The following is a 21,625-nucleotide window of genomic DNA, read 5'->3' as shown; positions in this document are numbered from 1 at the left end:
ACTATAGAACGCTCCCATCTCTAAAATGAAACGGTGGTCTCAGATGGAATTGACCGACCTGCTCACCTTTTCCACCGTCGCCCGGCTCGGCGGCATCACCCGCGCCGCCGACGAGCTCAACACCGTGCAGTCCAACGTCACCCAGCGCATCAAGGCGTTGGAGGCCGAGATCGGCACCGCTTTGTTCGAGCGCCACAGCCGCGGCATGTCGCTGACCGGCGCCGGCCGCCGGCTGTTGCCGTATGCGCAGCGGATGGCGGCGCTGACGCGCGAAGCCGTGCTCGCCGCACGCGACGACGGCGAGCCGAGAGGTCCGCTGTCGATCGGCTCGATGGAGACGACTGCTGCGGTCCGGCTGCCGACGCTGCTCGCCGAGTTTCACCGCCGCTATCCCGCCGTGCGGCTGACCTTGCGCACCGCGCCGACCGCCGATCTCGTTGCTGCGGTGCTCGACGGTTCGCTCGACGGCGCCTTTGTCGCCGGCCCGATCGAGCACGCCGAACTGGTGGCGACATCGGCCTTCACCGAGGAACTGGTGCTGGTCACCGCACAGCGCTGGACATCGCTATCCGCGTTGCGCGCCGGCACGCCGGAGTCGGGCCCGACAGCGCTGGTGTTCCGCACCGGCTGCACCTACCGCCAGCGCCTCGAACAGGTGTTCACCGAATTCGGCTGGCCGTCGGCCGCGCGCTTCGAGCTCGGCACGCTCGACGGCATGGTCGGCTGCGTCGCCGCCGACATGGGCGTGACGCTGCTGCCGCGCGCCGTGGTCGAGCGCGACCACGTCCAGCGCGACATCAAGATCCACAAGCTCAGTCCGCAGCACGCTCGCGTCGAGACGCTGTTCATCCAGCGCCGCACCGCACATCAGTCCAGCGCGTTGCAGGGACTGGCCGCATGCCTTGGCGGCGCCGACCGGGTGATCGCCGCCTGATCGGCGTTTTCGCATGGACGCCCGCCCGCCGCCGGGCTTTGCCTCGGCGCGCGGGTGCGTGCTAAGCGCAAGGCCATGCCCGCCCCCATCCTTCCCTTGATCGAAGCTGCGCCGCATTGGCCCGAGCGCGGCGCGCTGGTCGGCCTCGACCTCGGCACCAAGACCATCGGCGTTGCCGTGTCGGACCCGGACCGGCGGCTCGCGACCGGTGTCGAGACCATCCAGCGCAAGCAGTTCAAGGTCGACGCGGCGCGGCTGCTCGCGATCGCAGCCGAGCGCAATGCGGTCGGCTTCGTGCTCGGCCTGCCGATCAACATGGACGGCAGCGAAGGCCCGCGCGCGCAATCGACCCGCGCCTTCGCCCGCAATCTCGCAAACCTGACCACGCTTGCGATCGGACTGTGGGACGAGCGGCTGTCGACCGCAGCCGTCGAGCGCGAGCTGATCGGGATGGACGTCAGCCGCAGCAGGCGCGCCGAGGTGATCGACGAGCACGCCGCGATCTTCATCCTGCAGGGCGCGCTCGACCGGCTGGCGAAGCTGCGGGGGGAGCGCTGACCATGGCCGTGGTGATCGCGGCGCTGCTGCCGGTGTTCCTCTTGATCGTGCTCGGCGTCGTCCTCAAGCGCAGCCTGATGCGGCTGGAGACCCAATGGCACGGGCTGGAGCAGCTGACCTATTACGTGCTGTTCCCGGTGCTGCTGGTGCAGACGCTGGTGAAAGCCGACCTGTCCACGGTCCCGGTCGCAGGCGCCGGCGGCGCGCTGCTGCTCGCGGCGCTCCTAATGTGCCTGCTCTGTCTCGCGCTGCGTGCGCCCCTCGCCCGCGCCAGGGTCGATGGTCCCGCCTTCAGCTCGATCTTCCAGGGCGCGACGCGCTGGCAGACCTATGTCGCGTTGTCGGTGTCGGGCAATCTGTACGGCAAGGTCGGCCTTGCGCTCGCATCGGTCGCGATGGTTGCGATCATCCCGCTGGTCAACGTCTTCAGCGTCGCCGTGCTGGCGAAATATGCCTCATCCGGAAAGCGGTCGGCGGGCGCGATCGTGATGACTGTGGTGAAGAACCCGCTGATCTGGGCCTGCGTGATCGGCCTTGCCATCAATGTCGCGCACATCCCGCTGCCGAAAATCTGGCACGATGTCGCCGATGCGCTGGGCGGCTCGTCGCTGGCGATCGGCCTGCTGGTCACCGGCGCCGGCCTGCATCTGGAAGGCATCTTCCGCCCCAGCCTCGCCGCCAGCGTCGCGCTGGCGTTGAAGCTCGTCCTGATGCCGGTGCTGACGGTCGCGCTCGCGGTGTGGTTCGGCGTCACCGGCGCCAATCTCGCCATCGTCGCCGCCTGCGCCGCGGTGCCGACCTCGCCATCAGCCTATGTGCTGGCGCGCCAGATGGGCGGCGACGCGCCGCTGCTCGCCCAGATCATCACGCTGCAGACGATCTTGGCGGCGATCACGATGCCGATCGTGATCGCGGCGGTCGGGCTGTAGCAGTCGGCAGCCTGCGCTGATCGTCGCTATTTCCCGCTCGAACCGGTGAACGCCGTATCGAGCACCTCACCGATCGGCTGCCAGCTGCGGCCGTCAAACTGCAGCAACCGCAATTGCTCGACCGGCCGGAAGCCACTGCTGTTGATCTTGATGCCCGGGAGCAAGGCCGACGCCTGGTAGTCCCTCAGCGCCGCGGCATGCTTCATGACGTCCTCGCGCGACAGATCGTTGCCGCATTACCTCGGCACCATGCGCCGGTGCGCTGCTACGTTCCGGATCGTCAAGATGCAGACGATCCGGGGCGATCACGTTGGGTCGAAGGGCTGTTCCAGCGGGGATCTTCGCGGATGTCCCGCTCAGCTGATGATCTTGAAGTCGCCTGCCACCACACTGGTGGCGGTTGCCCCGTTCAGCCACACTGCGGTGTCGGAATTGAGCTGGACCACGAAGTAGGCGCCATTCTGATAGGAATGCGCGAGCACATCGGCAAAGGACTGGAAGCCCGAACCATTGAGCTGCACCGTGTCCTTGCCCTCGGTCCAGTCCTGCACCACATCGATGCCGCCCTGGCTGACATTGAAGGTATCGGTGCCGATGCCCGTGCCCGGACCGCCGCCGTTGCCGCCATAATAGTAATTCACGCCGGTGCCGCCGTCGAAATAGTCGTTGCCGGCGCCGCCGATCAGAACGTCGGTGCCCGCGCCGCCGTACATCACGTCGTTGCCGGTCCCGCCGTACTGATAGTCGTTGCCCGGCCCGCCGTACAGGGTGTCGTTGCCGTCATCGCCGATCTCGGTGACGTTGCCGGTTGCGCCTGCGATCTCGACGTCATTGCCGGCGCCGCCATAGGCCACGTTGCGTCCCACGAGGCCGGTGGAGAGATAGAGCCAGTCATCGCCGCCGCCGCCTTCGAGCAGATCGCGGCCATCGCCGCCGACCAGCGTATCGTTCAGGGATCCGCCATACAGGCTGTCGTCGCCGGACCCGCCATACAGGCGCGCCGCGCCGACCGCCACCATCAGATCATTGCCGTCGCCGCCGAACGCGACGTTCGGGATCGAATAGATGACATCGTCACCGGCGCCGCCGTAGATGGTGCCAGCGTCGCCGCTGTAAACGCTTCCCGGCACCACCAATCCGCCTGGAAGCGTGACAAAATCGCCATCATGCGTGTAGCCGGACGATCCGAAGATCGTGTCGTTGCCATCGCCGCCGTATATCATATTTTGCTGGTAATCGATGTAGTTGGGCGAGTAAGGATATCGAATATTCGGAAACTCGACGGTGTCCGAACTTGCGAATATGACGTCGTTCCCCGCACCGCCGTAGAGATACTTGGTATCGAGCGCATTTGACGGGACGCCATAATTGTACAACCAACCTTGCGGTTGACTGCTGTCCCCATAAACAACATCGTTTCCGTCGCCGCCATAGATGGAATCGCCGCCGTTGCCGCCCGCCAGCGTGTCGTCGCCGCCATAGCCGTTGATGACATCGTTGTCGCTTCCGCCGACGAGACTGTCGTTGCCGGAGCCACCATCATAGATCGCCATCGCATTCTCCCTGAAAATGACTTTGAAACCTTCAAGCCGCGATATTCGCTGAGGATACTACAGCACTCCCCCGGAGGTTGTATGACAATCCTTGTCATATGACGGTGCCCGAAGCGCCGTGGACGGGCGATCCGGGACTCCCGACCAGCCGTCGCGGCGCCGGCCTCGCCGCCAAGCGATGTCATGGCGCGCCAAGTGGGCGACGCTCCCTGCTCGCTTGGATCGATGGTTGCCGGCGAAGCTAGGTGTAAGGGCCCCGCACAAGAAAACAAACCATGTTCATGGCGGAATGAACGATCACTGTCAGCCAAGTCGAATTGCTGCGCCAGCGAAAATAGCCAAGAGCAAGACCTGAGACGAAAATCCAGAAACGCCAAAACCAATCGTACTGAGTATGCATCATCGCCCACACGACTGACGTCAGCACGATGGCGCCAGTCGGACCGAGGAACGACTGCGACCAGCCGCGAAACATGAATCCGCGGACAACGAGTTCCTCCATGATCGGTACGGCAATGCAGACTGCCACAAGGAGTGTCAACAGCCCGCCGGGTCCTTTGACGATCAGGAATGAATCGGGTGTGCCGTCCTCCGAACCGATGAGGAATCCGCTCCAGCTCTCGGCAACCATTATGATGGCCATGAACACCAGAGCGCGAACCAACTCATTTCTGCTCGGCCAGTTGAGCGCAAGATATTCGGCGAACCCGCGGCCGGCCATTCGGATCGCGATCCAAAGCACGCCGATCGCCAACGGGCTCGCGATGATGATGGCTGGACCTTGCCATCGCCCCTGGGCTGCGAAGTCCTGGAATTGAGCCGGTGACATCGTAGCTACGCCATCTTGCAGCGCGACGATGAACGCCACGGCGAAACCTCCCGCCAGCACATAAATGGCGTAGGCGATCAGGACGACGAATGCGGTCCCCGCGAAGTCCCAGGTTCGCGGCGGTGCCGAAGCAGGTGTCTGCGCGCCGGCATTTTCAAAGTTCGACATGCTGGATTCTTCTGCAACAATTTGGCAGCGAAGGTAGGCCCGAACTCAACCTAGCATATCGGACGATCAGCCCGCCAGCCACCAGGTCTGGATCGTCGCGGCAAAATTGTTCAGGCCGTGCAGCAGGATGGTCAGCCAGGTCGAGCCGGTGCGGAAGCGCAGATAGCCGAACAGGAGCCCGATCGTCAGCACCTGACAGAGGAAGAACCAGTCGTATTGCAGGTGCATCACCGTCCACACGATCGACGACAGCAGGATCGCGCCGTAGGGACCGAGCCGGGATTCCGACCAGCCGCGATAGAGCCAGCCGCGCGCGAACAGCTCCTCCCAGAGCGGCGCGGCGACGGCGAAGGCGATCACCAAGAGCCAGAGCGCGCTGTGCTCCTGCGCCGATTTCAGCACGTCGCCCATGAAGCCCGGCGCCACTTCGCGGCCGGCGGCGCGGGACACCATGTCCCAGGCGCCGACCAGCACGATCAGCGCGACGATGCCGATGATGACGTTCTTCCACGACGTCGAGCGCAGCCCGAGATAATCGGCAAACGAGAGTCCGGTCCGGCGGATCGCGAACCACAGCACCAGCAGCACCATCGGCAGCCCGGCGAGGACCGAGAGCGAGATCGTCAGGCCGTCGGCGACCACATGAGTGATGCCTCCTGTCGACATCTCGCCACCTTGCGCGATGATCCGCCAGATGATGACCGCGAGCTGGCCGAGGAACATCGCGGCGAAGATCAAGAGACCCCACAGCGCGGTGCCCCAGAACTTCCAGACCCGCGGCGGGCGCGGCGGCGGTTCGATCGCGGCCGGCGACGTATCGGGATTGAGTGCGTCCATCAGCAAACCTTCATGGTAGCGCCCGCGCCAGCAGCGCGCGTTGATCGGCTTCGGAAAGATCCACCGCGCCGTACATGCCGGCGTGGCGTTCGGCAAGCCGTGTCGCGGCGAACAGCTCGGCGCTTTTCGGCGAGACCTGGTTGAGCGCCGCGGTGGCCGCCAGCAGCGCCAGCTGTTCGACCGCAAGCCGCGCGACGCCCTCGCTGTCGGGACGGCGGAACGACTGCCCGATCGATGCGACGGCCTCGGCGGCGCCCGGCAGGCCCTTAGCCTGATCGGCGAGCGCACGCAGCACGGCGAGCGCGGCATCGGCCTCGCGGCCGAGCGCGCGCAGCACGTCGAGGCACATCACGTTGCCGGAGCCCTCCCAGATCGCGTTGACCGGCGCCTCCCGGTAATGGCGCGCCAGAATGCCCTCCTCGACATAGCCGTTGCCGCCGAGGCACTCCATCGCCTCATAGAGGAAGCCGGGTGCGCTCTTGCAGGTCCAGTATTTGATCGCCGGCGTCAGCAGACGCATATAGGCGGCCTCGCCCGCGTCGCTGGGCGCGCGATCGAAGGCGCGGCACAGCCGCATCACCAGCGCGATGGATGCCTCGACATGCAGCGCCATGTCCGACAGCACCGCCTGCATCAGCGGCTGATCGGCGAGATGCTTCTGGAACACGCTGCGATGCCGCGCATGATTGAGCGCATGCGCGAGCCCGGAGCGCATCAGGCCGGCGGATGCGATCGCGCAATCCTGCCGCGTCAGCTGCACCATCTGGATGATGGTGCGGATGCCCTTGCCCTGCTCGCCGATCAGTTCGGCATGAGCGCCGTGGAATTCGACCTCCGAGGAGGCATTGGAGCGGTTGCCGAGCTTGTCCTTCAGGCGCTGGAAGTGGATCGCGTTGACGGTGCCGTCAGGCGCAAAGCGCGGCATGAAGAAACAGCTCAAGCCGTCCTTGGTCTGCGCCAGCACCAGGAATGCGTCGCACATCGGCGCCGACATGAACCATTTGTGCCCGGTGATGCGATAGCCATCGCCGTCGCGCTCGGCGCGCGTCATGTTGGCGCGCACATCGGTGCCGCCCTGCTTCTCGGTCATGCCCATGCCGAGCGTCATGCCGCGCTTGGTCCACCACGGCGCAAAGCCCGGGTCGTAGGCGCGCGTTCCGATCACCGGCATCGTCTTCGCCAGGATGTCCGGCTGCGAGGCCAGCGCCGCGACCGAGGCGCGGGTCATCGTGATCGGACAGAGATGACCGGTCTCGACCTGCGCGGCGATGTAGAACCTCGCCGCGCGCACCACCTCGGCGGCGCCGCCGGCCGGCTTGCCGTCCATGGTCCAGGTCGAATTGTGCACGCCGGCATGCGCCGAGTGCGCCATCAGCTCGTGATAGGCCGGATGAAACTCGACCTCGTCGCGGCGATTGCCCCTGGCATCGAAGCTGCGCAGTTTCGGCGTGTTCTCGTTGGCGATGCGGCCGCGCTCCGCCATGGCGGCGGATCCCCAATGCCTGCCGAAATCGATCAGCTCGGCCGTGGCTGCGGCGGCGCCATTGGCCGCGACGGCCGCGACCAGCGGCGCATCCGTCGTGAACAGGTCGACGTTCCAGAACGGCGGCGACTGGTTGAGCACGTCGTGGGTGGCAAACGGAGCCTGCTTCATGGTCTCCTCGGCATTCGTCGCGCATTGGAATCGGGGGATCATAGCCCGCGCGCAGGCGCCGGGCAGCGAAAAATGCGGCTTTCGCTGCGCCCCCTATTCATGAATTGGGCTGATTTGCCCCGCGCGGCTGATGCCCCGCGCCAATGGCGGCGCAATGCCGGCGTCGCCAGGGGCGCGGAAGGCTGCGAGCGCCCCTTTGACCTCGACTGACCGCCCGTCCTTGCAGTTGGAACCTGCACTCCGGTTGGAGACCGCTTCTCTCGTGATCCACCGCTCTTGCTGCAATCCTAATCGCCGCATTTTTGGCAGCAACCAAACGCGGTCAGCATTGTTGCAGTCGCTAGCCTGCGCCGGGAAAAACAGTCAGCCAACCAAAAGAAGCGCGCATCCAGGGCCCTCCCAACCGAAAGAGAACTGATGATTGATAGATCCGAAACCGGCGGCACTGTGCGGAAACATCATGCAATACTGAGAATATCCGCGGTCGGCGTCGCGGGATTGCTGTCTATCCTGATGCTGACAGCGGTAGCGCCCCCGATCGTTGCAGATCAATCGGATCGCGCCGTGGTCAACGCACCCGTTACGCTTCTGACGGCGCCAATCAGCGGCGAAATCGAGCTGTTGACGGCGCTTCCGGGCCACGACGTCCGCGATGGCGACACGCTAGCGCAAATCAGCAATCCCAGGGTTGATCGCGGGACACTCATCTCGTTGCAGGAAAAGGCGTCCGACGCACGGCAGAAGCTCGATGCGACGCGCTCAAAATACGACTCGGACGTCAACTATGTTTCGTCTCTCGACGGCGAGCTCGCTGACCAGACAAACCAGCTCAAGGGCCAGTTCCAGTCGCAGATCGAGGAGCTTCGCGCCCGCGTCGCTCAATCCAACGCTGCGAGCAGTGAAAAGAAAGCCCTGGTCGACCGACAGAGCAATATGGTGACACGCAATGCCGCGAGCATGGATATGCTCAGGCCGACGACCCAGCAATATGCTGCGGCGATGCATGGCGCGGACGCAGAAATGGCCAAGCTGAATCAAAAGACGGCACAGCTCAACGCCCTAAGCAAGGGCATCTATATCGGCGACGAATTGGTTGCGCTCAATAATCTCGCTCAGAAACGCAGGGACATCGACTTGGACGCCATGCGGATGAAAATCGAGGAAAAGCAGCAAACCGCAGTGCTTGCCGACCTGGAGCACCTGATCGACGCCGAACAAAAACGGCTGGCGACGTTGGCCGATGCCAAAGTCCTTGCGCGCGGCCAGGGCAAGGTCTTGACCGTCGGCGCCGCGATGGGGCGACACGTGAGCGCCGGTGATACGATCAGCTCCGTCATCAACTGTGACAAGCGCTTTGTTGTCGCCATCTTCTCCTACCGGCAGGGCCAGAGCATGACGCCCGGCACGCGCGTCCGCATCGACGGCAGCTCGTTGCGATCCGGCCTCGTCACTGCGGTCGTGCCGAAGACCAGCGACAAGGCCGACGAACGCTTTGCGGTTCCGTTCCCGCAAACCGAGCGCCGCGAACTCTACGCTATCATCACCCCGGATCCGGCGAACGACGGCGGACCGGCACAGCAGGCAGCCACGGCGGAGGAGTCCGCCTGTCCGGTCGGCCAATGGGTGACGGTGACCCGCGAGAACGGCGTCGTCCCCTCGATGTCGGTCACGTGGCGACGGCTCGGCCATTTCGTCGCGGCGTGGATGCGGAACGACGCAAGCACCGTCAACGCCGCGCAGAACACGTCATCGGACGCGGATGCGCGGCGCGCTGGCATGGCTCATCTGCACGATGCATTCCGGGCCTCGCAACCGCAGCAGCCAACGGCCGATGAGAATGGGTCGCCCGGAACTCGTACCCTCGTATCGCGATGAAGTCTGCCATCGTGATGACGCTATGCGCGGCCGTCCTGGGCGCGCCCGCAGCGGGCCACACAACCCCAACCGCAAACGCATTCTGCGCCGGGTTGAAAAGGGCGGTCGCCCCGCGCGCAAGCGCGGCCGACGCGGTTTTCATCCGGAGTTACGACCCCGGCACGGATGAACCGGCGCTTCCGGCGGGTCTCGCCACGACGGCGTTCGTCTACGACAACGCGCTCGCCGCCATTGCGCTGATTGCCTGCGGCAATGTGTCGGATGCAAGGCCGATCGGCAACGCGCTGAGCCGCGCCGTTGGCAAGGACCGCAGCTTCGATGATGGCCGCGTGCGCAACGCCTATCGTGCGGGCGCGGTGAACAAGCTCGCTCCCGATCTGCCGGGCTGGTGGGATGGACATGCCAATATCTGGGCGGAGGACGCGGCGCAGGACGGCAGCTCGACCGGAAACGTCGCCTGGGCCGCATTGGCATTGCTGACCCTGCATCAGGCAACCGGGGACCCTCAATATCTCGCCGACGCAAGGCGCTTGATCGACTGGGTGATCGACACAACCGCTTCTCAAGACGGCTTTTACGGCGGCTTTCACGGCTATGATCCGAAGCAGGTCAAGCTCACCTGGATGTCGACGGAGCACAACGCCGACGTTCACGCCGCCGCGCGCTGGCTGTTTCGCCTGACCGGCGACCGGAAATACGACGGCGCGGCCGGACAGGCCAAGCGTTTGCTCGATCGCGCCTTTCGTGGCGATCACTTCCTGCTTGGGACCAAGCCTGACGGCAGCCTTGCCAACGAAGGCTTGCTCGCGCTCGACGCTCAGCTTTGGCCCTGGATGGCAATCCCTGAATCGCCCGCGGCGTGGAAGAGCACGCTCGGTTTCGCGAAAGCTCACCTCGGGGTCGATGGCGGCTTCGATTTCAACGGCGATCGCGACGGCCTCTGGGTCGAGGGCACGGCGCAGGCCGCCTTGGCCTACCGGATCGTCGGCGACACCCACGAAAGCGATCGCCTGCTGGGCAACCTGAAGGCCGACCAGACGTCATCCGGCCTGCTCAACGCCGCACGACCGGCGCGACTGACGACGGGATTGTCGATCGATCCAACCGGCGGCGATCCCGACTTTTTCTATTATCGCCGCCCGCATCTCGGCGCGACGGCGTGGGCCGCGCTGGCTGAAACAGGCTGGAATCCGTTCACCGGGAAGAGGATACGCTGATGTTTCCGACTGCCGCCGACAATTCAACGATCCTGACCATCGACATCGGAATTTGCTCGGGCTTCTGGTCATGGCGCGACTGCTGGAGCCGCTGCGCGCCGGCCATCGTATCCTGTTCGGAGCGACGACGATGGCCCTTCTGGTCGTTTACACGCTGTGGCGATGGAACGATACGCTGCCGCCGTTTGAGTGGTCGGCGCAGAGTCTCTGGCCGCGGCTCTTCATTGCGTTCGAATCGCTTGCGATCCTGTACACGCTGATCTCGATCGTCATCCTGTTCCGCAGTACCGACCGCATCGCGCAGGCCGACGCCTCACAACAGCTTTTGGCTTCGGACGATCGCAATCCGGCTGTCGACATCTTCATCTGCACCTATGACGAACCGCTCGAAATCCTCGAGCGATCGATCCTGAGCGCGCTGGCGCTCGACTATGCCAATGCGACGGTCTGGGTCCTCGACGATACGAGACGCGACTGGCTGCGGGACTATTGCGATCGGGTCGGCGCGCGTCACCTGACGCGGCCGGATAACAAGGGCGCCAAGGCCGGCAACCTCAATAACGGATTGATCGCAACCGCTCGCGCCACCAATGCGCCGGTCATTCTGGTGCTCGATGCGGATTTCGCGCCACGGCGAGACTTCCTGAAGCGCACGATCGGCCTGCTGCTGTCCGATCCGGGGATTGCGATCGTGCAGACCCCGCAATTCTACTACAACGCCGATCCGATCCAGCATAATCTGCTGGCCGAAAAGAGCTGGGTCGACGATCAACGCTTCTTTTTCGACATCTTTCAACCGGCCAAGGATGCGTGGGGCTGCGCATTCTGCGTCGGCACCTCCTTTGTCGTTCGCCGCGACCGTCTGGATGAGATCGGCGGCTTTCCCGAGCAGGCCGTCTCGGAGGATATCAATCTCACCTACACCATGCTGGCGCACGGCTATCGCACGGCCTGGCTCAACGAGCCGCTCAGTTTCGGACTTTCAGCCGAAGGCATTCCGGAATACGTCACCCAGCGAGCTCGCTGGTGCCTCGGGACCATCCAGGTCGCCCTGCTGCGCAACGGACCGCTATTTGGCCGCGGCTTCCGCTTCACCGAGCGCTGGCACTACCTGCACGGCGTGCTGAACTGGCTCTCCAAACCGTTCGTGGTGCTGCTGTTGATCGCGCCGACAATCTATTGGTTCGGCGGGCTGCCCGCGTTCGAGGCCGACTATCAGTCCTTCCTGCGCTACGGCATGCCGGCGCTGCTCGGGCAAATCGTCTACATGAGCTGGATATCGCGCGCGCGGACGCTGCCTTTGTTCATGGAGGCGACCCACGCAGTCACCTGCTTTGCGGTGACCGCAACCCTGTTCACCGCTATCGTCAAGCCATTCGGACGCCCCTTCAAGATCACCGACAAGGGAGGCGATCGATCGGCGCCGCGCGTTCACTGGAAGCTTGCCGCCATCTTTGGGTTGATCGCGGCCAGCTCCGCAGCCAGCATCACATGGGAGTTCATCTCCCCGTATGCCGCCGACGAAATCTCCTCTCTCGATTTCTTCAACCTGTTGTGGGCGGCGATCGCGATGTTGATCGCCTTCATCGCGTTTCTGGTCTGCTTCGAAGTGCCGCGTTCCGGTCACATGTTCGAAACGAACGAGCTTGTCTGGCTCGCCGGCGAAGGAAAAATCCTTTCGTGCCGCCTGCTCGCAATATCGCCGTCCTCGGTGCGGCTCGCGGGCGCGGCTGGCGAGCCGCTCGAGCTTGCCGGCTGCCGCTATAAAATTCACCTGGAAGGGTCGGGATGGACCGACATGTCCATGGCCTCGCGATCCGGCCGCACGGTGCTGGCGCGTCTTGAGCCGAGCGCCGAACAATATGAGCGTCTGGTGGTACGGCTGTTCAGCGCATCCCAGGACAACATTGCCGGCGTCGCCAGTCTTCGCGGGGCTCTGGCGGGGCTGCTGCGCCGCGGGTTTATTGGCGCTTAGCTGAGCTCGAACCGGTCGGATCGTTGGCGCATTGATCAGTCCCTGCCCTAGATGCTGCCGTGGCTCGGCGCATCGCGACCGAGCCGCCGGTCCAGCCAATCGTTGGCCCGGGTCCTGTTGGCCTCTTTCCGGGACGCCTGGAGCGGAAAGATGTCGCCGGCGTGCAGCGGCCGGTTATCGGGATAGGACGCCAGTTGCAGGCTCGATTCATGCGCGGCGCCGTCCACCGGGGAGATGTAGGCAAACCGGATCTCGATCTTGTGCTTGATGTCGTAGCCCTGCCATTTCGGATGGTTGCGCGCCAGAAGCTCGGTCAGTTCGCACGGCAGGAGATCGGACGTCGAGCTCCGATTGCCCTCGGTCTTCTCCATATAGCATTGCTCCTTGACGCTGCTGACGCGCGCGTCGATCGGACGGAAGTTCACCCGCTTGTCGAGCTCGATGTAGGCATAGAGGCCCGCGACGCCGATAGCGATCAGTCCGTAGAGGCCCAGGCGCATGGTTGAACTCCGATCCTTTTCGAACCGCCGCGACGGTCAGATCGTGCGGGTCTTGTCCGCCTTGGTCTTGGAGGCCAGCACCGGAAACATGTCGCCGGCGCGCAGCGGCTTGCCGTTGGGGAAGGAGGACATTTGCAGGCTCGACTGGTGCGAGACGCCATCGACCGGCGAGACGTAGACCACGCGCACCTCGATCTTGTGCCTCAGGTCATAGCCTTGCCACTTCGGATGCTCCTTGCGCAGCAGCTCGGCGACCTCGCAGCGGGTCAGGTCGGAGGTCCACGTCGTCTTGGTGATGACGCCGCGCTCGACCTTTTCCAGATAGCATTGCTCGTTGACGGCGCTGATGCGCGCATCGACACGCTGATAATTCGCGCCCTTGTCGTACTGATCGTAAATCGCGATGCCGGCGGCGCCGACGGCAATAAGTGCAAAGACTGCTAGACGCATGCTTCGTGCTCCCGCAATGCCCGCACCTCATACGGACACAATTAAGGAGTGTTGAAAGCGCATTCAGCCACTTTTGCGATGGCAAGCTTTGGCTTGCCGAAACGCTTCAGATTTGAGGAAATTCCGCGCTATCGCGCCCGCCCGATCGGGAAATCATAGGCGCCGCCGCCGGCCCCCGGCAGCGAGAAGTGCCACCATTCCTTCGAGTAGTTCACGAACCCCTGCCCGGCCATCGCCGCGACCAGCCTGGCCCGCCAGCGCCTCTGTGCCGGCGTGATCGAGCCGGCGGCGGTATGGGCCTTGACGTCGGAGCAGTCATAGCCGGTGCCCATGTCGACGCTGCCCTCCGGGGCGCGCGCGGCGGCGGGCGCCGTGCAGTCGGCATAGTCCGTGGCGGAATCGAACTTGCGCGAATTGTCGGCAGCCAGATCGACCAGCGTGAGATCGACTGCCGCGCCGGTCGAATGTCCCGAATGGGTGGCGATATAGCCGAGGCGGAACAGATCCGCCTTCGAGAACGCCGGGTTGTAGCGCCGCTCGGCGGCGGTCTCGGTGCCGTTCCTCGACCACGCCACCATGTCCGCGACCGCGCGGGCCGGCCGGTAGCAATCGAACATCTTCAGCGACAGTTTTTGCCGCGCCAGTTCCTGCTGCACGACCTTCAGGCGCAGCCCCACCTCCCGCTTCACCACACATTCCGCCGCACCGTAGCCCGCGATCGGCCGTCCCATGAAGTTGTTGGACGTCGCGTAGCGGATGTCCTGGAGGATGGTCGGATCGATGTTGCGCAGGAACACGAAGCCGCCGGGCAAGTTCTGAGCGAAGACAGGCGAGGTCGATCCCGAGATCAACGCGAAGGCCAGCAATGCGATCACGGCAATTCTCACCAGTCCCTGCTCCCCGGCGCTCGGTCCCGACCGTCCAATGGGCCATACGGCTCGGCGCCATCCGCGGCCGGCCATCATGTCTTGTTCCGGAAAAACCAGCAAAAGCAAGGTGCCAATGCCCGGCGCCAAGCCCGGGCAAGACGGCCGAGACGACTGTCGCATCTTACTCGGGGAAAACTCCACCTAGCCCTCTTCGCGCTTGCCCCACCGGCCATCCGCGCCTATAGCTCTGGCTTTAATGACCCCATCATTGAAATCGACTTTTGTCCTCGGTCACCGGCATCTGCTGGGCATCGAGGGCCTTTCCGCTGACGACATCACGGGCCTGCTCGACCTCTCCGAGGAGTATGTCGAGCTCAACCGCCAGGTCGACAAGAAACGCGCCAGCCTGCGCGGCCGCACCCAGGTCAATCTGTTCTTCGAGGCCTCGACCCGGACCCAGTCCTCGTTCGAGATCGCCGGAAAGCGCCTGGGCGCCGACGTCATGAACATGTCGGTGTCATCGATGTCGACCCGCAAGGGCGAGACCCTGATGGACACCGCGGTGACGCTGAACGCGATGCACCCGGACATCCTGGTGGTGCGCCACCACGCCTCCGGCGCGGTCGAACTCTTGGCGCGCAAGGTTGACGGTTCCGTGATCAATGCCGGCGACGGCGCCCACGAGCACCCGACTCAGGCGCTGCTGGATGCGCTGACGATCCGCCGCAACAAGGGCCGGCTCGAGGGGCTCGTGATCGCGATCTGCGGCGACGTGCTGCATTCGCGCGTGGCGCGCTCCAACATCTTCCTGCTCAACACCATGGGTGCCCGCGTCCGCGTGGTGGCGCCCTCCACCTTGCTGCCGCCGGGCATCGAGCGGATGGGCGTCGAGGTCGCGCGCGACATGCGCGAGGGGCTGAACGGCGCCGACATCGTGATGATGCTGCGGCTGCAGCGCGAGCGCATGAACGGCTCCTTCGTGCCGTCGTCAGGCGAATATTTCCACTATTTCGGCCTCGACCAGAAGAAGCTCGGCTACGCCAAGCCCGACGCGCTGGTGATGCATCCGGGCCCGATGAACCGCGGTGTCGAGATCGACACCTTCGTCGCCGACGGCGCGCAGTCGCTGATCCGTGAACAAGTCGAAATGGGTGTGGCAGTGCGCATGGCGGTGCTCGAAGCGCTCGCCCGCAACCTGCCGAACGCGTGACGCCATGCTGATTGACCGCCGCCCCATCCTGCTCGCCAATGCCCGCGTCATCGATCCCTCCCGCGATTTCGACGGTCCGGGCGATGTCCTGATCGCCGACGGCGTGATCCGCGACACCAAGCGCGGCATCGGCGCGGCCGGCGTCCCCGAAGGCACCGACATCGTCAACTGCGCCGGCAAGATCGTGGCCCCCGGCCTGATCGACATGCGCGCCTTCGTCGGCGAACCCGGCGCCAGCCATCGCGAGACCTTTGCCTCCGCGAGCCAGGCCGCGGCCGCCGGCGGCATCACCACCATCGTCTGCCAGCCCGACACCTCGCCTGTGATCGACAATTCCGCCACCGTCGACTTCGTGCTGCGCCGCGCCCGCGACACGGCGATCGTCAACATCCATCCGATGGCGGCGCTGACCAAGGGCATGCAAGGCCAGGAGATGACCGAGATCGGCCTCTTGAAGGCCGCCGGCGCGGTCGCCTTCACCGATGGCGACCGCAGCGTCACCAACGCCCAGGTGATGCGGCGCGCGCTGACCTATGCCCGCGATTTCGACGCGCTGATCGTGCATCACACCGAGGACCCGCATCTGGTCGGCGAAGGCGTGATGAACGAGGGCGAATTCGCCACGCGGCTCGGCCTCGCCGGGATCCCGACCGCCGCCGAGTCGATCATGCTCGAGCGCGACATGCGGCTCGCGGGCCTGACCGGCGGCCGCTATCACGCGGCCTCGCTGACCTCGACCGAGTCGCTGGAGATCCTCAAGCGCGCCCGCGACGCCGGCTACAACGTCTCGGCCTCGGTCTCGATCAACCACGTGACGCTGAACGAGAACGACATCGGCCCCTACCGCACCTTCCTGAAGCTCGCGCCGCCGCTGCGCACCGAGGACGACCGCCGCGCGCTGGTCGCCGCGCTCGCCTCCGGGCTGATCGATGTCGTGATGAGCGATCACAATCCGCAGGACGTCGAGGTCAAGCGGCTGCCGTTCGCGGAAGCGGCGAGCGGCGCGGTCGGGCTGCAGACCATGCTGCCGGCGGCGCTCAGGCTGATCCACAATGGCGAGATGGAGTTCAAGACGCTGATCCGGGCGATGTCGACCCGGCCGGCGGAGTTGCTCGGCCTGCCCGGCGGCACGCTGCGCGCCGGCGCCCCGGCCGACGTGATCGTGATCGACGCCGACACACCCTGGGTGCTCGACCGCGACGATCTCAAATCGCTGTGCAAGAATACGCCGTTCGACGACGCCCGGTTCTCCGGCCGCGTGACGCGGACCATTGTCGGCGGCCGCACCGTGTACGAGCACGTTTGAGTTTGGGTCGAATAAGTTTGGGCTCGAACTCAGCGCGCCGCGAGTTGCGACATCGCTTCCATCGTCGTTCCGACGACGATGGCCGCGACGTAAACGACAAAGAAAAGCTGCTCCAGCCGCCTGCGAACAGAAGCCATGACAAGCTCCCTCATTTCCAAGGCCATGGTGCGGATTTATGGTTAATATTTCATTGACGGGATGGTCCGACATCGGCCCGACCGACCGTCCGGGGGACCATTGCGATGTCTGCTGACGCGTTCCTGCTGGTCGCCTTCCTGATCGGCTATCTGCTCGGCTCGATCCCGTTCGGCATGATCCTCACCAGGCTCGCCGGCACGCAGGATCTGCGCACGATCGGCTCGGGCAATATCGGCGCCACCAACGTGCTGCGCACCGGCCACAAGGGCCTCGCCGCGGCGACGCTGCTCGGCGACATGCTGAAGGGCACGGTCGCCGTGATCATCGCAGGCACCATCGACGGCCCGAACGCCGCGATGCTGGCGGCGCTCGGCGCCTTCCTCGGCCACCTCTTCCCGGTCTGGCTCGGATTTCGCGGCGGCAAGGGCGTCGCGACCTATATCGGCGTGCTGCTCGGGCTGTTCTGGCCGGCAGCACTGATCTTCGCCGTGATCTGGCTCGGCACCGCCTACACGACGCGCTATTCGTCGTTGTCAGCACTGATCGCCGCGTTCGTGACGCCGCTGTTCCTGTGGTTCTTCGGCCACAACGCGCTCGCCTCGCTGTTCGCCATGCTGACGCTGTTGCTGTTCTACATGCACCGCGAGAACATCAAGCGGCTGCAGGCCGGCACCGAAGGCAAGATCGGCGGGACGAAATAACCCTTTACGTCCTTCCGGGACGCGCCGCTTGGCGCGGGCCCGGAATCCATTGGGCCGCATCAGTAGTGGAGGAATGGATTCCGGGCTCTCGCTCCGCGAGCGCCGGAATGACGAGAGACTACTTCCTCAGCGCGTCCTCGACGAAACTCGCCGCTGCGAGCGCCTTCGCATCATCGCCAAAGCCCGCGATCACGGTGACGCCGACCGGCAAGCCGCCTTCGGCGGTCAGCGTCGGCACGTTGACGCAGGGCACGCCCATCAGGGTCCAGAGCCGGTTGTAGCGGGGATCCCCGGTCGAGCTCAAGCCGTGCGGCGCGGCGCCCGGCGCCGACAGCGTCAGCAGCACGTCGACCTCGGCAAAGAGCGCGGCCAGCGCCTGCCGCGCGCGCAGCGCGACGTCCATCGCCGCGTCGTATTCGGCCGGCGTGCCGCCCTTGCTCTCGTCGAGCCGGCCGCGCAGCAGCGGCGGCATCGCATCGTAGTTCTGGCCGTATTCCCAGGCGAAGGATTGATGCGCCTCGAATTCCTGTACCACGGGATGGATCCGCCAGGCCTCGGCGATGATCTCGGGCAGCGCGAGCTCGCGCACGACGGCGCCGGCCTGCTCCGCGGCACGCGCGGCTGTCTGCACCGCCTCCGCACCTGACGCATCAGGCGCCCCGGCGAAGGCCTGCGTCACCACGCCGATGCGCGGCGCAACGAGCTTCGACGGCACGGCCAGCTCGAGCCGCCTGGTCATCGCGGCCAGCCCCAACGCGACATCGCGCACGCCGGCGCCGAACAGCCCGACGGTGTCGAGCGTCCAGGAGAAGCATTTCACCCCGACGGCCGGCAGCAGCCGGTAGCTCGGCTTGATCGCGGCGACGCCGCAGAACGAGGCCGGCCGGATCACCGAGCCGCCGGTCTGGGTGCCGAGCGCCAGCGGGACCATGCCGGCGGCGACCGCGGCCGCCGAGCCCGATGACGATCCGCCCGGCGTATGCGCGTGATTGTGCGGGTTGAGCGTTGCGGTCGGGTCGTTCGCCGCGAAGGCGGTCGTCGTGGTCTTGCCGACGATGGTCGCGCCGGCCTGCTTCAGCGCCATCACGACGGGCGCATCGGCGCGCGGCCGATGGCCGCGATAGATCGCAGCCCCCATCTCGGTCGGGAAGTCGGCGGTATCGATGATGTCCTTGATCCCGACCGCGATCCCGCGCAACGGCCCGGACGTTTGCGCACGGGCTTCCTGGTCGTAGCGGACGAAGGCGCCGATCGCATTGTCCTGCGCCCGGATCGCCGCCAGCGATTGGCCGATGGCCGCATCGGGCGACAGCGCGCCCTGCTCGATACGCGCTTGAAGGTCGGCAAGTGAGATCATGGGGACTTCCTGATGTTGGCGGCTGCTTTTAGCGCGTCGCGCGCGGTAGCGCCAATGTCGCAGTTGATCACAATCTCAGGTTGGGCGAAGCTGCGGCCCGCATGCATGACCGCTCGCCCAGCCCGATAAAACTCACCGACACCGAACGGCTCAACCGTTTGCGGCTGATCCGCTCCGACAATGTCGGCCCGCGCACCTTTGCATCGCTGCTCCGCCATTTCGGCGATGCCGCGCAGGCACTGGAGCGGCTGCCGGACCTGGCGCGCCGCGGCGGCGCATCGGGACCGCAGCGGATCTGCAGCGAGGCCGACGCCACCGCCGAGCTCGCGGCCTGCCGCAGGTTCGGCATCGATCTCGTCGCGCCGGAAGAGGCGCATTATCCGCCGCGGCTTGCCACCATCGACGACGCGCCGCCGCTGCTGGCCGTGCGCGGCGCGCGCGACACGCTGATGCGGCCGATGATTGCGATCGTCGGCTCCCGCAATGCCTCCGGCGCCGGGTTGAAATTTGCTGGCACCCTGGCACGCGATCTCGGCGATGCCGGCTTTGTCGTGATCTCGGGCCTCGCCCGCGGCATCGACCAGGCCGCGCATCGCGCCACCGTTGCCAGCGGCACGGTCGCCGTGCTCGCCGGTGGCCACGACAGGATCTACCCGCCGGAGCACGAGGATCTGCTGGCCGCCCTGCTCGAACAGGGCGCTGCGATCTCGGAGATGCCGCTCGGCCATGTGCCGCGGGCGCGCGACTTCCCCCGCCGCAACCGGCTGATCTCGGGCGCATCGCTCGGCGTCGTGGTGGTGGAGGCCGCGCACCGCTCGGGCTCGCTGATCACGGCGCGGATGGCCGCCGAACAGGGCCGCGAGGTGTTCGCGGTGCCGGGCTCGCCGATCGATCCGCGCTCAGCCGGCGCCAACGATTTGATCAAGCAAGGCGCCACCTTGGTCACGGAGGCGGCCGACGTCATCAACGCGGTGACGCCGATCATGGAGCGGCCGGTGATGCTGTCGGCGCACGAAGACGACGAGCCGCTGGATTTTGCGACCGACGGCGGCGATCGCGCCCGCATCATCAATCTGCTCGGGCCGAGCCCGATCAGCCTAGACGATCTGATTCGGATGGCCGACGTCTCGCCCGCCGTCGTCCGCGCGGTGCTGTTGGAGCTCGAGCTCGCCGGCAAGCTCGAGCGCCACGGCGGCGGGCTGGTGTCGATGATCTAATCTGTCGCTCCGCCACCGCGAATGCTTCCCCGTCAGCCTGAGGAGCGCGTAGCGCGTCTCGAAGGATCGACGGCCACCAGCCGGGCCGTGCATCCTTCGAGACGCCTGCTACGCAGGCTCCTCAGGATGACGGTTCAACAATGCGCTGGTGACGGATAACTATCACTCCGCATTCCGCGTATCAAAATCCTGTCGTGCGCCTTCGATCTCCGGCAGATGGGTGAACGCCCACTGGCCGAGCGCCTTGACCGGCTCCGCCAGCCCGCGGCCGAGGTCGGTCAGCTCATAGTCGACCCGCGGCGGAATGGTCGGAAACACCGTGCGCGTCACCAGCCCGTCGCGCTCCAGGCCGCGCAGCGTGAGCGTCAGCATCCGCTGCGAGATGCCGTTGATCATGCGCTTCAATTCGTTGAAGCGCTTCGCTCCGTCGATCAGCATCATGATCACGAACACGCTCCATTTGTCGCCGACCCGCGACAACACGGAGGCGACCGCGCGGCAATCGCTGTGGTCGGGACTGGGCCGCGGCGCCGGGCCGGTTACATCAATGTTCTCGGGTCTCATCGGTGTGCTCGGGTTTCAAAAATGTGCGTTCTTGCGGAGATTTAGGGCGGTCACTCATATAGCGCCAGTTACAAACCTATACCAAAGGTGACCTCTGCCATGAAACTTCTGCACATCGATTCCTCGGTCCTCGGCCCCCACTCCGTCAGCCGCCAGGTCTCGGCCGCCGCCGTCGAGCGGCTGCGCCAAGCCAATCCCGGCCTCGTCGTGAGCTACCGCGACCTCACCCAGACCCCGCTCGCCCACCTCTCCGGCCTGCACCTCGCAGCCGGCCAGGGCGCGGCTCCGGACCCGTCGGTGCGCGACGACGTCGCCGCCGGCCAGGCGGTGCTGGACGAGTTCCTCGCCGCCGACATCGTGGTGATCGGCGCTCCCATGTACAATTTCACCATTCCCTCCCAGCTCAAGGCCTGGATCGATCGCATCCTGGTCGCGGGCAAGACCTTCAAATACGGCGCTGGTGGCGTCGAGGGACTGGCCGGCAACAAGCGCGTCGTCATCGCCATCTCGCGCGGCGGCTATTACGGCGCCGATACGCCGATGGCCGCGCTCGAACATCTCGAGTCCTATCTGCGCGGCGTGTTCGGCTTCATCGGCGTCAGGAACGTTGAGTTCATCCCGGCCGACGGCATCCAGGTCGGTCCCGAGCATCGCGAAAAGGCGGTTGCAGGCGCGCTGCAGGCCGCCGGCAGCCTGAACGCGGCCTAGTTCCGGAAACCGCTGTCGTCCTCCGCGAAGGCGGAGGACTCAGTATTCCAGAGACGGCGGTCGTTGAGCGGAGAGG

20 protein-coding genes and 1 pseudogene are annotated in these 21,625 nt (G+C 65.5%); 11 read left to right on the top strand and 10 right to left on the bottom strand.

The genetic code is table 11. The features are described 5' to 3' along the window. Positions 1-43 precede the first annotated feature (43 nt). From ACVINW_RS28695 to ACVINW_RS28685, 3 genes are all read left to right on the top strand, one after another. The gene (locus ACVINW_RS28695) at positions 44-934 is read left to right on the top strand and encodes a LysR substrate-binding domain-containing protein (RefSeq protein ID WP_456754386.1); all 891 of its coding nucleotides are present in this window, start codon (positions 44-46) and stop codon (positions 932-934) included. A gap of 75 nt (positions 935-1,009) precedes the next feature. After that, positions 1,010-1,492 carry a Holliday junction resolvase RuvX gene (ruvX, locus tag ACVINW_RS28690; RefSeq protein WP_456754385.1) on the top strand — a complete coding sequence of 161 codons (483 nt, stop codon included), beginning with the start codon at positions 1,010-1,012 and terminating at the stop codon, positions 1,490-1,492. Between the two features lie 2 nt (positions 1,493-1,494). Next, positions 1,495-2,421: an AEC family transporter gene (locus ACVINW_RS28685; protein WP_456754384.1), complete on the top strand. Its 927-nt coding sequence runs from the start codon at positions 1,495-1,497 to the stop codon at positions 2,419-2,421. Between the two features lie 26 nt (positions 2,422-2,447). On the opposite strand, the gene ACVINW_RS28680 is transcribed toward ACVINW_RS28685, so the two are convergent. From ACVINW_RS28680 to ACVINW_RS28660, 5 genes are all read right to left on the bottom strand, one after another. Continuing rightward, complete coding sequence (locus tag ACVINW_RS28680) at positions 2,448-2,627, bottom strand: hypothetical protein (protein ID WP_456754383.1); 180 nt, start codon at positions 2,625-2,627, stop codon at positions 2,448-2,450. A gap of 150 nt (positions 2,628-2,777) precedes the next feature. Beyond that, positions 2,778-3,974 carry a calcium-binding protein gene (locus ACVINW_RS28675; protein WP_456754382.1) on the bottom strand — a complete coding sequence of 399 codons (1,197 nt, stop codon included), beginning with the start codon at positions 3,972-3,974 and terminating at the stop codon, positions 2,778-2,780. Positions 3,975-4,215: 241 nt separating this feature from the next. Beyond that, complete coding sequence (locus ACVINW_RS28670; RefSeq protein WP_456754381.1) at positions 4,216-4,971, bottom strand: CPBP family intramembrane glutamic endopeptidase; 756 nt, start codon at positions 4,969-4,971, stop codon at positions 4,216-4,218. Positions 4,972-5,037: 66 nt separating this feature from the next. Next, entirely contained in the window at positions 5,038-5,808 is a 771-nt protein-coding gene (locus ACVINW_RS28665; RefSeq protein ID WP_456754380.1) for a CPBP family intramembrane glutamic endopeptidase, read from the bottom strand. Between the two features lie 10 nt (positions 5,809-5,818). Next, a complete protein-coding gene (locus tag ACVINW_RS28660; protein ID WP_456754379.1) occupies positions 5,819-7,462 on the bottom strand; it encodes an acyl-CoA dehydrogenase family protein in 1,644 nt (547 codons plus the stop codon). A 417-nt stretch (positions 7,463-7,879) separates the two neighbouring features. Between ACVINW_RS28660 and ACVINW_RS28655 the strand changes: the two genes are divergently transcribed. The 3 genes and pseudogenes from ACVINW_RS28655 (at position 7,880) to ACVINW_RS28645 (ending at position 12,529) form a co-directional block, all read left to right on the top strand. Beyond that, positions 7,880-9,337: an HlyD family secretion protein gene (locus tag ACVINW_RS28655; protein WP_456754378.1), complete on the top strand. Its 1,458-nt coding sequence runs from the start codon at positions 7,880-7,882 to the stop codon at positions 9,335-9,337. A 14-nt stretch (positions 9,338-9,351) separates the two neighbouring features. Beyond that, complete coding sequence (locus tag ACVINW_RS28650; RefSeq protein WP_456756524.1) at positions 9,352-10,554, top strand: hypothetical protein; 1,203 nt, start codon at positions 9,352-9,354, stop codon at positions 10,552-10,554. Next, positions 10,554-12,529, top strand: a pseudogene (locus ACVINW_RS28645) (glycosyltransferase family 2 protein). The gene ACVINW_RS28650 and the pseudogene ACVINW_RS28645 overlap by 1 nt, the downstream one beginning before the upstream one ends. Before the next feature lie 47 nt (positions 12,530-12,576). Here the strand turns inward: ACVINW_RS28645 and ACVINW_RS28640 are convergent. The 3 genes from ACVINW_RS28640 to ACVINW_RS28630 all read right to left on the bottom strand — a co-directional run bounded on the left by ACVINW_RS28640 (position 12,577) and on the right by ACVINW_RS28630 (position 14,441). Continuing rightward, the gene (locus ACVINW_RS28640; RefSeq protein WP_456754377.1) at positions 12,577-13,029 is read right to left on the bottom strand and encodes a hypothetical protein; all 453 of its coding nucleotides are present in this window, start codon (positions 13,027-13,029) and stop codon (positions 12,577-12,579) included. A gap of 36 nt (positions 13,030-13,065) precedes the next feature. Then, complete coding sequence (locus ACVINW_RS28635; protein WP_456754376.1) at positions 13,066-13,479, bottom strand: hypothetical protein; 414 nt, start codon at positions 13,477-13,479, stop codon at positions 13,066-13,068. Between the two features lie 128 nt (positions 13,480-13,607). Then, positions 13,608-14,441 (bottom strand): M15 family metallopeptidase, encoded by an 834-nt coding sequence (locus ACVINW_RS28630; RefSeq protein WP_456756523.1) that lies wholly within the window; start codon positions 14,439-14,441, stop codon positions 13,608-13,610. A gap of 163 nt (positions 14,442-14,604) precedes the next feature. On the opposite strand from ACVINW_RS28630, the gene ACVINW_RS28625 reads away from it, so the two are divergent. The 3 genes from ACVINW_RS28625 to plsY all read left to right on the top strand — a co-directional run bounded on the left by ACVINW_RS28625 (position 14,605) and on the right by plsY (position 17,703). Continuing rightward, positions 14,605-15,558, top strand: a complete 954-nt coding sequence (locus ACVINW_RS28625; protein WP_456754375.1) for an aspartate carbamoyltransferase catalytic subunit — start codon at positions 14,605-14,607, stop codon at positions 15,556-15,558. A 4-nt stretch (positions 15,559-15,562) separates the two neighbouring features. Then, positions 15,563-16,864, top strand: a complete 1,302-nt coding sequence (locus ACVINW_RS28620; protein ID WP_456754374.1) for a dihydroorotase — start codon at positions 15,563-15,565, stop codon at positions 16,862-16,864. 242 nt (positions 16,865-17,106) lie between these two features. After that, on the top strand, positions 17,107-17,703 hold the full coding sequence (gene plsY, locus ACVINW_RS28615) for a glycerol-3-phosphate 1-O-acyltransferase PlsY (RefSeq protein WP_456754373.1): 597 nt from the start codon (positions 17,107-17,109) through the stop codon (positions 17,701-17,703). A 118-nt stretch (positions 17,704-17,821) separates the two neighbouring features. On the opposite strand, the gene ACVINW_RS28610 is transcribed toward plsY, so the two are convergent. Continuing rightward, positions 17,822-19,060: an amidase gene (locus tag ACVINW_RS28610; RefSeq protein ID WP_456754372.1), complete on the bottom strand. Its 1,239-nt coding sequence runs from the start codon at positions 19,058-19,060 to the stop codon at positions 17,822-17,824. 101 nt (positions 19,061-19,161) lie between these two features. On the opposite strand from ACVINW_RS28610, the gene dprA reads away from it, so the two are divergent. Beyond that, a complete protein-coding gene (dprA, locus tag ACVINW_RS28605; RefSeq protein WP_456754371.1) occupies positions 19,162-20,277 on the top strand; it encodes a DNA-processing protein DprA in 1,116 nt (371 codons plus the stop codon). A gap of 162 nt (positions 20,278-20,439) precedes the next feature. Here dprA and ACVINW_RS28600 read toward each other — a convergent pair whose 3' ends face one another. Next, complete coding sequence (locus tag ACVINW_RS28600; RefSeq protein ID WP_456754370.1) at positions 20,440-20,841, bottom strand: winged helix-turn-helix transcriptional regulator; 402 nt, start codon at positions 20,839-20,841, stop codon at positions 20,440-20,442. 99 nt (positions 20,842-20,940) lie between these two features. Here ACVINW_RS28600 and ACVINW_RS28595 point away from each other — a divergent pair, with 99 nt between their 5' ends. Next, complete coding sequence (locus tag ACVINW_RS28595) at positions 20,941-21,549, top strand: FMN-dependent NADH-azoreductase (protein WP_456754369.1); 609 nt, start codon at positions 20,941-20,943, stop codon at positions 21,547-21,549. Positions 21,550-21,625: the final 76 nt, after the last annotated feature.

Source organism: Bradyrhizobium sp. USDA 4461 (genome assembly GCF_054055655.1).
The sequence above is the reverse complement of the archived record's forward strand: the minus strand, read 5'-3'. Positions and strand labels throughout refer to the sequence as shown.

What these genes read in the sequence shown, in the direction of transcription:
- ACVINW_RS28685 (WP_456754384.1), top strand. Translation starts at nt 1,495, where the DNA reads ATGGCCGTGGTGATCGCGGCGCTGCTGCCGGTGTTCCTCTTGATCGTG.
- ACVINW_RS28640 (WP_456754377.1), bottom strand. Translation starts at nt 13,029, where the DNA reads ATGCGCCTGGGCCTCTACGGACTGATCGCTATCGGCGTCGCGGGCCTC.
- ACVINW_RS28655 (WP_456754378.1), top strand. Translation starts at nt 7,880, where the DNA reads ATGATTGATAGATCCGAAACCGGCGGCACTGTGCGGAAACATCATGCA.
- ACVINW_RS28670 (WP_456754381.1), bottom strand. Translation starts at nt 4,971, where the DNA reads ATGTCGAACTTTGAAAATGCCGGCGCGCAGACACCTGCTTCGGCACCG.
- ACVINW_RS28595 (WP_456754369.1), top strand. Translation starts at nt 20,941, where the DNA reads ATGAAACTTCTGCACATCGATTCCTCGGTCCTCGGCCCCCACTCCGTC.
- ACVINW_RS28680 (WP_456754383.1), bottom strand. Translation starts at nt 2,627, where the DNA reads ATGAAGCATGCCGCGGCGCTGAGGGACTACCAGGCGTCGGCCTTGCTC.
- ACVINW_RS28650 (WP_456756524.1), top strand. Translation starts at nt 9,352, where the DNA reads ATGACGCTATGCGCGGCCGTCCTGGGCGCGCCCGCAGCGGGCCACACA.
- dprA (WP_456754371.1), top strand. Translation starts at nt 19,162, where the DNA reads ATGCATGACCGCTCGCCCAGCCCGATAAAACTCACCGACACCGAACGG.
- ACVINW_RS28625 (WP_456754375.1), top strand. Translation starts at nt 14,605, where the DNA reads ATGACCCCATCATTGAAATCGACTTTTGTCCTCGGTCACCGGCATCTG.
- ACVINW_RS28610 (WP_456754372.1), bottom strand. Translation starts at nt 19,060, where the DNA reads ATGATCTCACTTGCCGACCTTCAAGCGCGTATCGAGCAGGGCGCGCTG.
- ruvX (WP_456754385.1), top strand. Translation starts at nt 1,010, where the DNA reads ATGCCCGCCCCCATCCTTCCCTTGATCGAAGCTGCGCCGCATTGGCCC.
- ACVINW_RS28665 (WP_456754380.1), bottom strand. Translation starts at nt 5,808, where the DNA reads ATGGACGCACTCAATCCCGATACGTCGCCGGCCGCGATCGAACCGCCG.
- ACVINW_RS28675 (WP_456754382.1), bottom strand. Translation starts at nt 3,974, where the DNA reads ATGGCGATCTATGATGGTGGCTCCGGCAACGACAGTCTCGTCGGCGGA.
- ACVINW_RS28630 (WP_456756523.1), bottom strand. Translation starts at nt 14,441, where the DNA reads ATGGCCGGCCGCGGATGGCGCCGAGCCGTATGGCCCATTGGACGGTCG.
- ACVINW_RS28635 (WP_456754376.1), bottom strand. Translation starts at nt 13,479, where the DNA reads ATGCGTCTAGCAGTCTTTGCACTTATTGCCGTCGGCGCCGCCGGCATC.
- plsY (WP_456754373.1), top strand. Translation starts at nt 17,107, where the DNA reads ATGTCTGCTGACGCGTTCCTGCTGGTCGCCTTCCTGATCGGCTATCTG.
- ACVINW_RS28660 (WP_456754379.1), bottom strand. Translation starts at nt 7,462, where the DNA reads ATGAAGCAGGCTCCGTTTGCCACCCACGACGTGCTCAACCAGTCGCCG.
- ACVINW_RS28620 (WP_456754374.1), top strand. Translation starts at nt 15,563, where the DNA reads ATGCTGATTGACCGCCGCCCCATCCTGCTCGCCAATGCCCGCGTCATC.
- ACVINW_RS28600 (WP_456754370.1), bottom strand. Translation starts at nt 20,841, where the DNA reads ATGAGACCCGAGAACATTGATGTAACCGGCCCGGCGCCGCGGCCCAGT.
- ACVINW_RS28695 (WP_456754386.1), top strand. Translation starts at nt 44, where the DNA reads ATGGAATTGACCGACCTGCTCACCTTTTCCACCGTCGCCCGGCTCGGC.